This window comes from Ruegeria sp. HKCCD6647-2, from assembly GCF_057221075.1.
On sequence record NZ_JBWVBD010000001.1, the window covers coordinates 292,052 to 305,069 of the forward strand.

General features: G+C 59.9%; 12 protein-coding genes. 6 read left to right on the plus strand and 6 right to left on the minus strand.

Going from position 1 to position 13,018, the window contains the following annotated elements:
• The first annotated feature begins 143 nt into the window (after positions 1–143).
• Positions 144–923 (plus strand): hypothetical protein, encoded by a 780-nt coding sequence (locus tag AC2TDJ_RS01370; protein WP_480838500.1) that lies wholly within the window; start codon positions 144–146, stop codon positions 921–923.
• Entirely contained in the window at positions 920–1,948 is a 1,029-nt protein-coding gene (locus AC2TDJ_RS01375; protein ID WP_480838502.1) for an endonuclease/exonuclease/phosphatase family protein, read from the plus strand. Before AC2TDJ_RS01370 ends, AC2TDJ_RS01375 begins: the two co-directional genes overlap by 4 nt.
• A 39-nt stretch (positions 1,949–1,987) precedes the next feature.
• Here AC2TDJ_RS01375 and AC2TDJ_RS01380 read toward each other — a convergent pair whose 3' ends face one another.
• Complete coding sequence (locus tag AC2TDJ_RS01380; RefSeq protein ID WP_480838504.1) at positions 1,988–2,515, minus strand: redoxin domain-containing protein; 528 nt, start codon at positions 2,513–2,515, stop codon at positions 1,988–1,990.
• 91 nt (positions 2,516–2,606) lie between these two features.
• Here AC2TDJ_RS01380 and leuB point away from each other — a divergent pair, with 91 nt between their 5' ends.
• Complete coding sequence (leuB, locus tag AC2TDJ_RS01385) at positions 2,607–3,710, plus strand: 3-isopropylmalate dehydrogenase (RefSeq protein ID WP_480838505.1); 1,104 nt, start codon at positions 2,607–2,609, stop codon at positions 3,708–3,710.
• 64 nt (positions 3,711–3,774) lie between these two features.
• Here the strand turns inward: leuB and AC2TDJ_RS01390 are convergent, their stop codons facing one another.
• Positions 3,775–5,955, minus strand: a complete 2,181-nt coding sequence (locus AC2TDJ_RS01390; RefSeq protein WP_480838507.1) for a transglycosylase domain-containing protein — start codon at positions 5,953–5,955, stop codon at positions 3,775–3,777.
• A gap of 257 nt (positions 5,956–6,212) precedes the next feature.
• On the opposite strand from AC2TDJ_RS01390, the gene AC2TDJ_RS01395 reads away from it, so the two are divergent.
• Both AC2TDJ_RS01395 and AC2TDJ_RS01400 read left to right on the plus strand, forming a co-directional pair.
• Positions 6,213–6,551, plus strand: coding sequence for a P-II family nitrogen regulator (locus AC2TDJ_RS01395; RefSeq protein WP_152459713.1), 339 nt, complete (start codon positions 6,213–6,215; stop codon positions 6,549–6,551).
• 33 nt (positions 6,552–6,584) lie between these two features.
• Positions 6,585–7,913 carry an ammonium transporter gene (locus AC2TDJ_RS01400; RefSeq protein ID WP_480838509.1) on the plus strand — a complete coding sequence of 443 codons (1,329 nt, stop codon included), beginning with the start codon at positions 6,585–6,587 and terminating at the stop codon, positions 7,911–7,913.
• A gap of 69 nt (positions 7,914–7,982) precedes the next feature.
• On the opposite strand, the gene AC2TDJ_RS01405 is transcribed toward AC2TDJ_RS01400, so the two are convergent.
• The 4 genes from AC2TDJ_RS01405 to AC2TDJ_RS01420 all read right to left on the minus strand — a co-directional run bounded on the left by AC2TDJ_RS01405 (position 7,983) and on the right by AC2TDJ_RS01420 (position 10,956).
• On the minus strand, positions 7,983–9,167 hold the full coding sequence (locus AC2TDJ_RS01405) for an amino acid aminotransferase (RefSeq protein ID WP_480838511.1): 1,185 nt from the start codon (positions 9,165–9,167) through the stop codon (positions 7,983–7,985).
• A complete protein-coding gene (gene sseA, locus AC2TDJ_RS01410) occupies positions 9,167–10,021 on the minus strand; it encodes a 3-mercaptopyruvate sulfurtransferase (RefSeq protein ID WP_480838513.1) in 855 nt (284 codons plus the stop codon). The genes AC2TDJ_RS01405 and sseA overlap by 1 nt, the downstream gene beginning before the upstream one ends.
• Positions 10,022–10,114: 93 nt before the next feature.
• On the minus strand, positions 10,115–10,384 hold the full coding sequence (locus AC2TDJ_RS01415; protein ID WP_480838515.1) for a CBU_0592 family membrane protein: 270 nt from the start codon (positions 10,382–10,384) through the stop codon (positions 10,115–10,117).
• Positions 10,381–10,956 carry a helix-turn-helix domain-containing protein gene (locus tag AC2TDJ_RS01420; protein WP_480838517.1) on the minus strand — a complete coding sequence of 192 codons (576 nt, stop codon included), beginning with the start codon at positions 10,954–10,956 and terminating at the stop codon, positions 10,381–10,383. The genes AC2TDJ_RS01415 and AC2TDJ_RS01420 overlap by 4 nt, the downstream gene beginning before the upstream one ends.
• 107 nt (positions 10,957–11,063) lie before the next feature.
• Between AC2TDJ_RS01420 and ilvD the strand changes: the two genes are divergently transcribed.
• A complete protein-coding gene (gene ilvD / locus AC2TDJ_RS01425; protein WP_480838519.1) occupies positions 11,064–12,896 on the plus strand; it encodes a dihydroxy-acid dehydratase in 1,833 nt (610 codons plus the stop codon).
• Positions 12,897–13,018 lie beyond the last annotated feature (122 nt).

The following is a 13,018-nucleotide window of genomic DNA, read 5'->3' on the forward strand; positions in this document are numbered from 1 at the left end:
ACGAGGCATCCGTCAAAACAATAGACGGCGGGCACAAGTTGGACTGCAAGTCGACGTAGATCGACGGCTCCGGTTTGGAAAGGGTTCGGATTGTGATTGCACGCACAACGGGGGCGGCGATACGTGGACTATTGGTGGCACTTATGGTGCTTACCCCTGCGTTGTACCTGCCTACATCGACGTCGAACGGGACAGAGATTGTCGTGTTTCTCGCGATTCTGGCGTTCATTCTGACGTTTTCCGAATACAATTCTGCCTTTCCCAGCTTTATCGAATTCCGTGACGCGCCGCCGGTGAATCGACTGCGCTTTGTCGGCCTGACCTCGATGATCACGTTCCTGACGTTGATCTGCAAAAACGTTTACGCCCCCACCGAACTGACCGGCGCGTTCTATTCCGTGGGTTTGATGGTCGCCAACGTGGCCGATTTTCCTTACTCGCCCGTCCGGCTTGTCGTGCTCATGTTACCTGCCGATGCCTCGGCGCCACTGATCGAACTTGTGCGCATCTCGGCGGGCATTGCCTACGTGGCTGCGCTGGTCACGATTGCCAGCTTTGCCTATGCAATCAAAATGCGCGGTTGGCCCACCGGGAACGGAGCGTTCAATGTTTGGACCAACCTTCCGCTGTTTGACCCGACGAAGGGCGGCGACGTAGTCACCCGCCTGCAACGGGACGGGCGGCTGAACATCATGATCGGTGTGCTGTTGCCCTTTATCATTCCGGCCCTGATCAAGCTTATGTCTCAGTTCGGCAGCCCCGTTGCGATGAGCAATCCTCAGACGCTGATCTGGACACTCAGCGCCTGGGCCTTCCTGCCGGCCAGCATGATCATGCGCGGGATGGCAACCATTCGAGTCGCCAATCTGATTGTCGAAAAACGCCGCGCCTATTCAACAGCCGAGGCCACACAGACCGCATGATCCGTGCCCTTCTGCTGATGCTGCTACCGATTGCGGCGCAGGCAGAGCCCCTTCGCATAGCCACTTACAACACCGAGCTCAGCCGTGACGGCCCGGGGTTGTTGCTGCGCGATATCCGGCGCGGCGACCCACAGGTTACGGCGGTTGCGGCGGTGTTGGCTGAGATCCGACCCGATATAGTGGCATTGCAGGGGATAGACTGGGACCTTGACGGCCTGACCCTGTCGGCGCTGTCACAGGTCCTGAGCGACGCCGGGCTGGAGTACCCGTACGTCTTTGCTGGCCAGCCAAACGCAGGGCTGGAAACCCGGTTCGATCTGGATGGTGACGGTCGAACCGGTGGTCCGGGAGACGCACAAGGGTGGGGAGTGTTTACCGGCCAGTCAGGGCTGGCCGTCCTGTCCCGTTATCCGGTTTTGCGGGACCAGATTCAGTCATTTTCGGACCTGTTGTGGCGTGACCTGCCCGGCGCAACACTGCCACGGGTCGACGGGGCGCCTTTCCCATCTGCACAGGTACACGAGGTGCAACGCCTGTCCTCGACCGCGCACTGGATCGTTCCGATCGAAACGCCGACAGGCCGGGTTGACCTGATGACGTTTCATGCCTCACCTCCGGTGTTTGACGGGCCCGAAGACCGCAACGGGCTGCGCAACCGTGATGAAATACGGCTGTGGTCTTTGGTTCTGGGCGGCGAGCTGGGTGAGCCGCTGGCGGATCGGTTTGTAATCGCCGGGGATGCGAACCTGGATCCAGATAAGGGCGACGGGCGAAAAGAGGCGATCCGGAACCTGCTTTCCGACAATCGGATTCAGGACCCGCAACCGCGCAGCCCCTCGGGGTCGCTTGCGACAGTGAAGTGGAAGGGTGTCGGCGCGTTGCGGGTCGATTATGTGCTGCCGTCTGCCGGATGGCGGGTTCTGGATGCCGGCGTTTACTGGCCAGATGCAGACACATCGGACCGGACACAGGCCGAAGCAGCAAGCCGCCACCGGCTGGTTTGGGTTGATCTGGAGATGGAGTGAGACACACCTCAGGGCAGCGCGCCTCGTTCGGCTGAGGCCTCACAGCTCTCCGGTATATGTGCCCCGTGGCGGGTACTTGTTGTCCAACGCGTATTTGATTCCACCCGAAATGTCCGAGATTGAGGGCCGGCCAAAGGGCGTCGTTTGCTGCCACGCAAAATACAAGGTCCGGTCGGGTGCGATGTAGAAGTGACCGGGTTCGGCGAAGAACGGCGCCTCGGCCGTGCCTTCGCGACCTTTCGAGATATGCAAGCCCCACTCATCCCGGGCATCGGACAAGGCCAGGCTGTGACCCACACGCAGTTTCGAAGTCCCGGCTTTGGCGACGGTTTCCGCAGCGCGTTCGGCAGTATCCGTGCTGAGCATGATCACTTCGACGCCCAATGCAGCGAAATCGTCCAGCGCCGCCTCGACCTCGCCCATTTGCCGGATACAGATCGGGCAATGCAACCCGCGATACTGGATGATCAGAGTTCCGTTTTCACCCTTGTCAGCCTCCAGATCAAAGCTGCCATGGCCTACGGTTTCGATTTTCAGCTCTGGCACTGGATTTCCGGGTATCAACATGTGTTTTCCTCGCGAATTGACGGGTTCGTCTCATTGACCCGATGCGATGCAGACGCTAGGGCCTTGGCGACGAAACGCAAGGAGACCTTTCATGTCCAACCCCTCGCTCCTCATCCTGCCCGGAGACGGAATTGGCCCGGAAGTTATGGCCGAAGTGCGCAAAATCATCGACTGGTTCGGCACCAATCGCGGCCTTCACTTTGACGTGAGCGAGGATCTGGTCGGCGGCGCAGCATACGATGCCCACGGCAAGCCCCTGTCGGATGAGACCATGGCCAGGGCGCAGGAAGTGGACGCGGTTCTGCTGGGGGCCGTGGGCGGTCCGAAATACGACGATCTGGATTTCAGCCTCAAGCCCGAACGCGGTCTGCTGCGCCTGCGCAAGGAGATGGACCTGTATTCCAACTTGCGCCCCGCCCAATGCTTTGACGCGCTGGCCGATTTCTCGTCGCTGAAAAAGGACGTGGTCGCCGGTCTTGACATCATGATCGTGCGGGAACTGACCTCGGGCGTTTATTTCGGCGAACCGCGCGGCATCTTCCATGAAGGCAATGAGCGCGTGGGCGTCAACACCCAACGTTACTCTGAATCCGAGATCGAACGCGCCGCGCGCTCGGCCTTTGAACTGGCAATGCGCCGGAACAAGAAGCTCTGCTCGATGGAAAAAGCCAACGTCATGGAATCGGGTATTCTGTGGCGCGAGGTGGTAGACCGTGTGGCCAAGGATTACCCCGAGGTCGAAGTGGTTCATATGTATGCCGACAACGGCGCGATGCAGCTGGTCCGCGCACCGAAACAGTTCGACGTCATCGTAACCGACAACCTGTTCGGTGACCTGTTGTCCGATTGCGCGGCTATGCTGACCGGTTCCCTGGGCATGCTGCCTTCGGCCTCGCTGGGTGCTCCGATGGCAAACGGCCGTCCCAAGGCGATGTACGAGCCGGTGCACGGCTCGGCCCCGGATATTGCTGGTCAGGGCAAAGCCAACCCGATCGCCTGTATCCTCAGTTTTGCCATGGCGCTGCGCTATAGCTTCGATCAGGGCGAAGAAGCGGATCGTCTGGAAGCTGCGATTGAAAAGGTTCTGGCTGATGGTGTCCGAACTGCCGATCTGGCGGCGGAGGAGGGAGTCGAACCGGTTTCAACCTCGGAAATGGGTGACGCGATTGTCGCCGCATTGGACGAAAGCCTCTGAGGCACGCTGAATAGGATCGAGAAAAAGGCGGTGCCGGATGCGCCGCCTTTTGTTTGTTTGCTGCCTAATTTCCGAAAATGTTGTTCAAAAGATTGTTGATTTCCTGCGCGAACCCGCCCTGACGGCGACGTGGTTGGGACGGTTGTGCGGTCCGAACCGGAGGCTCGGGCGCCATCATCGGCAGAGGCGTCGGTGTCATGCCCTCGGTAACGCGGACCATGGTCTCTTTCCAGATCTCTGCTGGCAGTCCACCACCCGTGACACCCGAAAGCGGCGTGTTGTCGTCATAGCCCATCCAGACGCCAGCGACGTAATCCGCAGTGAACCCGATGAACCATGCGTCGCGCGCGGCCTGAGTCGTGCCGGTTTTGCCGGCCACCTGCCAACCCGGCAATTTGGCGCGCGCACCAGTCCCCTCAGAGACGACGCGTTCCATCATCCAGGTCAGCTGCTTCGCAGCGGTGTCGTTGATGACACGTTCCCCGATACCGGTCGTCGTGACCATAACGGGGGTGTCATCGCCCAACAGCTTCAACTCGGTCAAACCGTAAGGTTCCACCGCTGAACCGCCGTTCAGTATACCTGCATAGGCACCTGTCATTTCAATCAGAGTGCTTTCAGATGCGCCCAGCGCCAACGCAGGACCTTGCGCCAGATCGCTGGCGATTCCAAAGCCGCTGGCGACTGTACGGACATTGTCCAGCCCGGCAACCTCAGCCACCTTTACGGCTGGGATGTTCAGAGAGTTCTTCAGCGCATCCGCAAGCGAGACACGGCCATAGAACTTGTTGGTGTAGTTCTTGGGACACCACTGACCGGAACCGGGGATGTTCACGCAATAGGGTTCGTCCATTACCGTGTCCAGCGGGGAATAGCCAAGTTCCAGCGCAGTGGCGTAGACGAAGGGTTTAAAGGATGACCCGGTCTGTCGCAGCGCCTGGGTTGCCCGGTTGAAAGCACCAGAGACTTTGGTTTTGCGTCCACCAACCATGGCGCGCACCGCCCCGTCCGAAGACATCACAACAATCGCGGCCTGCGCTTTCGACCCTTCCCGGACTTTTTCCTCGAAGATGTATTTCAGCGCCTCTACTGCAGATTTCTGGATGCGTTGGTCCAATGTTGTACGGATAACCACATCTTCGGTCGTGTTGCGCGTAAAGAACTCTGGCCCGCTGGCCATGACCCAATCGGCGAAATAGCCGCCCGCCCGCGCGGCGGCCGCCTCGGACAATTCAGCAGGGCGGCTGCGGGCTTCACTGGCTTGTGCCGAGGTCAGATATCCCTGATCCTGCATCAACCCGACAACCAAACGGGCGCGATCCTGCGAGCGTTGCAGGTTGTTGGTGGGCGCATATCGTGTTGGCGCAACCAGCAATCCGGCCAGCATCGCGGCTTCGGCCGGAGAGACCTCGGCCGCAGACTTGCCGAAATAGCGCTGGCTTGCGGCCTCGAAGCCACGTGCACCTGCCCCCAGGAAGGCCCGGTTCAGATAGATGGTCAGGATTTGATCCTTGGAGTATTTGACCTCCATCGCAATCGCATAGATGGCCTCTTTTGCCTTACGCCACAACGAACCCTGACGGCAGTCAGCCTCGTACGCGGCCTCGGATTCCCATTTGCCGGGCTCATAGGGCACGCCCAGGCACAACAGCTTGGCCGTCTGCTGTGTAATGGTTGACCCGCCATGGCCGGATAAAGGCCCGCGCCCTTCGCTCAGGTTGATCCGCACGGCGCTGGCCACACCCCGCGGGCTGACGCCGAAATGACGGTAGAAGCGCTTGTCCTCGGTCGCGATCACTGCGTTTTTGAGATGGGGCGAGACGGTGTCGGCCGTGATTACACCGCCAAACTGGTCACCGCGCCAGGCAAAAACCTTGCCATCGCGATCCAGAAGGGTGACCGATCCGCGCGCGCGCCCGTCCAGCAAGGCGTCGACATCGGGCAGAGTGCTGTAGACGATGCCGATTGCCAGCGCCAGCATCAGCGTTGCGACGGCACCAACACGCCAGGTCACCCCCCAAACAAGGCGCCCGATCCACCTGAACAGACGACGAAACGGCCCTCCGCCGCCGCCCGACCGGCGACGCGTCTTCTTCCGGGCCGTCCTGCGCGTGGTGGTCTTTCGGGCCGTCGATTTCTTACCCGCAGGCTTTGCGGCCCGCTTGGTCGCCGCCGGCTTGCGCCGCTTCGACGGGTATCTTTTGTCCGCGACCAGTGGCGGCTTGCGGCGCTTGGACTCAGTCATGCTCAAACTCTGCCCGTTTATGCTTTTGTGGCACCATACCCCGGTGCCGCGGCCATGTAGAGGTGTGAATTTCCGGTATTTCCCCTCCTGTTGTTGCCTATTTTTTTATCATATGCCCGGATTTGTGCAAAAAATGTGCAACTTCGTAGTTTTTCCGCCGCATCCGCCGGGGGCAACCATTCCTATAAGCGTTCTCTCACGTTCTTTTTCTGCAGGTGCAAAATACCGGCCATGCCGGAGAGGTAGAGGGGAAAGACGTGAAATTAATCATTGCGACAATCAAGCCGTTCAAGCTCGAGGAGGTGCGCGAGGCACTGACCGAAGCTGGCGTGCGCGGCATGATGGTAACCGAAATCAAGGGCTTCGGCTCGCAATCCGGCCACACGGAGATCTACCGTGGTGCCGAATACGCGGTGAATTTCGTGCCCAAGATCAAGCTGGAAATCGTGGTACCCGCCGCGATGACCGACCAGATCGTCGAGACCATCACCAAAACAGCCAAGACCGGCAAGATCGGTGACGGCAAGATTTTCGTCCTCGACGTCGAGCAGGCCCTGCGCGTGCGGACCGGGGAAACGAACGAAGAGGCGCTGTAGGCGCCCCCACTCCAAATCATTCGAGGACTGACAATGAATCTGATGAAATCTCTCATCCCTGCCGCCGCGATCGTCGCGCTGCCGCAGATGGGCCTTGCACAAGAGGCCGCCGCAACCGGCGAAACTGCGCAGCACACGCAATACATCCTGACCTCGCTGCTGTTTCTGGTCGGCGGTTTCCTGGTGTTCTGGATGGCTGCCGGCTTTGCCATGCTTGAGGCCGGTCTGGTCCGCTCCAAGAACGTGGCCATGCAGCTGATCAAGAACATGGGCCTGTTTTCCTTTGCCGCCATCATGTACTGGCTGGTGGGCTTCAACCTGATGTATCCGGGCGATGGTTGGACCATCACCGGATTTCTTGGCGCGTTCTCGCCAACGGCCCTCGAACCGGTTGGCCTGGAAGGCGTCGAAACCGACCTGTCCTATGCCTCTGTCGGTTCGGACTTCTTCTTCCAGCTGATGTTCTGCGCCACCACCGCGTCGATCGTATCGGGCACAGTGGCTGAACGCATCAAGCTATGGCCCTTCTTCATCTTCGTAATCGTCCTGACCGGCGTCATCTACCCGATCGAGGCCTCCTGGCAGTGGGGCGGCGGCTGGCTGTCCGAGATGGGCTTCAGCGACTTCGCCGGCTCGACTCTGGTGCACGCCGCAGGTGGTTTCGCAGCGCTGGCCGGTGCCATCGTACTGGGCCCGCGGATCGGCAAGTACAACAAGGACGGCAAAGTGGTTCCGATCCCCGGCTCGAACCTCGCGCTGGCAACTCTGGGTACGTTCATCCTGTGGCTGGGTTGGTTCGGTTTCAATGGCGGTTCGCAGCTGGCAATGGGCACCATTGGTGACATGGCCGATATCAGCCGAATCTTCGCCAACACCAATATGGCCGCTGCCGCCGGCGCCGTCGCAGCCCTGATCCTGACGCAGGTGATGTATGGCAAGGTCGACCTTACCATGGTGCTGAACGGTGCTCTGGCCGGTCTGGTGTCGATCACCGCAGAACCGCTGGCCCCATCGCTGTTCCAGGCGCTGATCATCGGTGCAATTGGTGGCGTAATTGTCGTCCTGACCGTTCCGATGCTGGATCGCATGAAGATCGACGACGTGGTCGGTGCGATCCCGGTTCACCTGATTGCGGGTTTCTGGGGCACCTTCATCGTGGCATGGACCAATGGCGATGCGTCCTTTGTGACCCAGATCATCGGTTTTGCTGCTATCGGCATCTTTGTCTTCGTGGTCAGCTTCATCCTCTTCTCGATCCTCAAGGCAACCGTCGGTCTGCGGGTTGGCGAGGAAGAAGAGATCAACGGACTCGACATGGGAGAACTGGGGATGGAGGCCTACCCTGAGTTCTCCAAAGGCTGAGCCAAAAGCCATGGAAACAAACCCGGGCGTTTTCGCCCGGGTTTTCTTTTTCTCTACGACGATTTGAAGTTACACGCCGACATCGACAATTGCCTTGGCCAAAATCGGAACGGTCGTCGCGTTTAGGCCGGCGATGTTCAGGCGGCTGTCGCCGACCATGTAGATGCCGTGATCGGCGCGCAGCTTTTCGACCAGTTCCGGTGCTGCACCCAGGCGCGAGAACATGCCGCGGTGCTGCGCGACAAACCCGAACCGATCCGATCCGGTCAGGCGCTGCAATTCGTCGGCCAGTTGCTGGCGCAGACCCAGCATGGACAGGCGGACCTCTTCCAGCTCGGCAGCCCAATCGGCACGTAAGACGTCATCGTTCAGGATAGTCGTCACCACGCGCGCGCCGTGATCCGGCGGGAAAGAGTAGTTCTGTCGGTTCAGGAAGGCCAAGGTGGCCTGGTTCAGCGCGGTTTCCTCCGCGTTGTCGCTGATGGCCATCAGCAGACCGGTCCGCTCGCGATAGACGCCAAAATTCTTCGAGCACGATGCCGCAATCAGGCACCGGCTGACCGAGGATGCAACCAGTCGGGTGGCCTGCGCGTCTTCTTCCAAACCGTCTCCGAAACCCTGATAAGCAATATCGATCATCGCCACGAGGCCACGGTCGTTGATTACATTCACGACCTCTTGCCACTGCACCAGATTCAGATTGGCACCGGTCGGGTTGTGGCAGCAGCCGTGCAGCAGGATGACATCGCCTGCCCTGGCGGTTTTCAGATCCTCGATCATGCCATCGAAGTCGACGCCCCGGGTCTCGCCGTCAAAATAACGATACTGGACGGTTTCGATACCCAGATAGCTCAGGATCGACAGGTGGTTCGGCCAGGTCGGGTTCGATACGAACACGCGGGCCGAGGGGTTGGCCATGCGGATCATCTCGAACGCTTGCCGACAAGCGCCAGTGCCGCCCGGGGTGGCCACGGCGGCAATGTTGCCGCGCGGAACCGACGTGCCAAGAATCAAGCCGATCATCGCATCCGCGTAAGCCGGATCACCTGCCAGACCGGTATAGGCCTTGGTGTCCTGCTCTTCTAGAATACGCTGCTCAGCGGCCTTTACCGCCCGCATAACTGGGGTGATGCCCTCGGCATTCTTGTAGACACCGACGCCGAGATCGATCTTCTGATCGCGCGGGTCGTCGCGGTACGCCTGCATCAACGCCAGGATCTTGTCGGCAGGCTGCGGTTTGAGGTTTTCGAACATCAGTTCTCTCCGGTTGCGACGGGCAGGGTCGGGAAGGCACCCCATTCAGCCCAGGAGCCGTCATAAAGCGAGTGGTCTTTCTTGCCCATGCGTTCAAGCGCAAGGCTGAGGATCGCAGCGGTCACGCCGGAGCCGCATGAGGTGATGACCGGCTTTGACAAATCGACACCTGCCGCTTCGAACACGACGCGGCAGTCGTCAGGCGATTTCATCGTTCCGTTCTTGTTCAGCAAATTGCCAAAGGGCACATTGCGCGAACCCGGAATGTGGCCCGAACGCAGGCCTGCGCGCGGCTCGACCTCTTCCCCGGCAAACCGGGCGGCAGAACGTGCATCAATAATCTCGTGATCGGCCAGTTTAGCGGCAGCCGAAACCTGCGTGACGTCCCGGACAAGGTGGTTCTGAACCCTTACGGTCATGTGGCGGTCACGGATCACTGGCGGCAGGTCTTCGATCTCACGCTCTTCGGCCTGCCACTTTGGGAAGCCTCCATCCAGAACGGCGACGTTTTCCTGTCCCATCAGCCGGAACAGCCACCACACCCGGGCGGCCGACATCAACCCGGCGCCGTCATAGACCACGACCTGATGGCCGTCACCCACGCCCATCGCCCGCAGGCGCGACATGAATTTCTCGACCGGAGGCGCCATGTGCGGCAGGTCCGAGCGGTGATCGGAGATCTCGTCAATGTCGAAGAACCGCGCCCCCGGGATATGGCCTGCGTCATATTCGGCCTTTGGGTCCCGCCCCTGCTGCGGCAAATACCACGACCCGTCCAGAATCCGCAGGTCCGGATCCTTGAGATGGGCGGCAAGCCATTCGGTGGAAACAAGGGTTTTCGGATCGTCCTGCATCAAAACCTCCCCTGAGCGCGCTTGGAAATTCCCTATACCCGGCGGCATGGGGGTTCAAGGCTGGATAGCGCTAGCGTCCTTGCGACACAGGATTTATCGCGCGCGGCGCAGGCGAAAATGCTGAACGATCCCGATCAGGCTGATCACGATCCAGAATCCCTCGATCAGCATCGAGGCCAGATTGAAGTTCTGCAGCAGCGAGTAGACGATCAGGGCCGATCCAAACAGGTTTACCACCGGAAAGGCCAGATCGTCGGAATTCATCATCCGCATCTGCGTGGCGAAATAGGCGGCAACGACGAGCAATGCGCCAAACGAGCCAATTGCGTCCACCCATGTCAGGTTGTCGAGGAGGCTTGTCATGAAAGCGGTTGATCCCGTTCTGAAACATCCGGCTGCTGCAAATAGTGATGCATGTTCAGGAAAGCGGCACCCTGTTCGCCGGCGCGGTAGCCATGCGGCAGGTCAGCGGAAAAGCGCAGGCCCTGCCCGGCTTTCAGCGGCACCCATTCGCCATCGCGCAGAATGTCCAGCGCCCCGTTAAGCACAAAGACCTCTTCGGTCACCCCGGCGGCATGGGCAGCGGATTCGTGGCTCTGGTTCGGGGAAAGCTCGACGTGAAACGTCTCGGCCCCCAAAGCCGGGTCAAAGGGAAACACGATCTTGACCTCAATGCTGCCGGGAAAGGTCACGGTGCGAAACACAGACGCATCGGCCGGATCGCGCATTGATGACGAGCCGATCAGAGCGCTCAGCGGCAACTGAAACCCCTTGGCGATTTTCCACAGGGTCGCAATCGTCGGGCTTGATTCGCCGCGTTCGATCTGGCCCAGCATGGCTTTGCTGACGCCCGTCATTTCCGCCACTTTGGACAGGCTCAGCCCCGAGGCCGCCCTCACATCCCGTAGTTTCAGCGTTATGTCTTCCGGTGCCATATTGATCGTCTTCCGAATCTTCTTGTGCGTTATAGCGCACATGTGGTACGTGCGCTATAACGTACGCATCCCCAATATCGCAACCGGGGCAAAAGGGAAACAGCATCATGCCATTGTACCGATCCAGAACTTCTACCCATGGCCGCAACATGGCCGGTGCTCGCGGCCTGTGGCGCGCCACCGGTATGGGCGACGACGATTTCGGCAAGCCGATTATTGCCATCGTCAATTCGTTCACCCAATTTGTGCCGGGTCACGTGCATCTGAAAGACCTCGGCCAGATGGTCGCGCGTGAGGTCGAGGCCGCAGGTGGCGTCGCCAAGGAGTTCAACACCATCGCGGTGGATGACGGTATTGCCATGGGCCACGATGGAATGCTGTACTCCCTACCCTCGCGTGAGGTGATTGCTGACAGCGTCGAGTATATGGTCAACGCGCATTGTGCGGATGCGATGGTCTGCATCTCGAACTGCGACAAGATCACCCCCGGAATGCTGATGGCCGCGATGCGCCTGAACATCCCTGCCATCTTTGTCTCGGGCGGGCCGATGGAGGCGGGCAAGATCGACATTGAAGATCTGGAGGCCAAAAAGATCGACCTCGTCGACGCGATGGTCGCCGCCGCTGACGACAAGTTCACAGATGAACAGGTCAAACACATCGAGGAAAACGCCTGCCCCACCTGCGGCTCGTGCTCAGGCATGTTCACCGCCAACTCGATGAACTGTCTGGCCGAGGCGCTGGGTCTGGCGCTTCCCGGCAACGGCTCGACCCTTGCCACCCATGCCGACCGAAAAGAGCTGTTCCTTGAGGCCGGGCGCCGCATCGTCGAGATCACCAAGCGCCATTATGAGCTGGACGAAAAAGGTTTTCTGCCGCGCGAGATCGCCACGTTTGAAGCGTTCGAGAATGCGATGAGCCTCGATATCGCCATGGGCGGGTCGACCAACACGGTTCTGCACCTTCTCGCCATAGCGCATGAGGGCGAGGTTCATTTCAATATGAGCGATATGGACCACCTCAGCCGCAAGGTGCCGTGTCTGTGCAAGGTCGCACCGAATACTGAAAACGTGCACATGGAAGATGTCCACCGCGCGGGAGGAATTTTCTCGATCCTTGGTGAACTCAGCCGGGCAGGTCTGCTGCACGAAGACTGCAGTACGGTTCATTCGGCCACGATGGGCGAGGCGATTGCCAACTGGGACATCAAGGTGGCCAACAACCCAAAAGCGCAAGAGCTGTTCAAGGCGGCCCCCGGCGGTGTGCGCACCACCCAGGCGTTCAGCCAGTCGAACCGCTACAAGGAACTGGATACCGACCGTGAAAACGGGGTGATCCGGTCCAAGGAACACGCTTTCAGTCAGGATGGCGGTCTTGCGGTTCTTTACGGAAACATCGCGCGCGAAGGCTGTATTGTGAAAACAGCCGGAGTGGATAAGCACATTCTGACATTCACGGGCACGGCCTATGTCTGCGAAAGCCAGGATCAGGCGGTGAATGATATTCTGACCGGCAAGGTCAAAGAGGGCGATGTTGTTGTCATCCGCTATGAGGGCCCGCGGGGTGGGCCGGGTATGCAGGAAATGCTCTACCCGACGTCCTATCTGAAGTCCAAAGGACTGGGCAAAGCCTGTGCCCTGCTGACAGATGGCCGTTTTTCGGGCGGCACCTCGGGTCTGTCCATCGGCCATGTCTCGCCCGAAGCTGCCGATGGCGGCGAGATCGGGCTGGTGAAAACCGGCGACAAGATCGAGATCGACATCCCCAACCGCACCATTCATCTGGCCGTGTCGGATGAGGAACTGGCCGAGCGGCGCGAGGAGCAGGACGAAAAGGGCTGGCACCCGGCCGAACCGCGCAAGCGCAAGGTTTCAACAGCGCTCAAGGCATACGCGAAACTGGCGACAAGCGCCGCAAAAGGGGCTGTGCGTCAGCTCTGAGCCCAACCGACCGGAAATGCTCCCGCGCCCGATACGCGCCATCGGCTGCACCGATTTCGCTTTCGGACTTGGGCCCGGCGCCGCGCATGGCGCGGCGCCGGGCCCAACCAGAGGAAATGTTT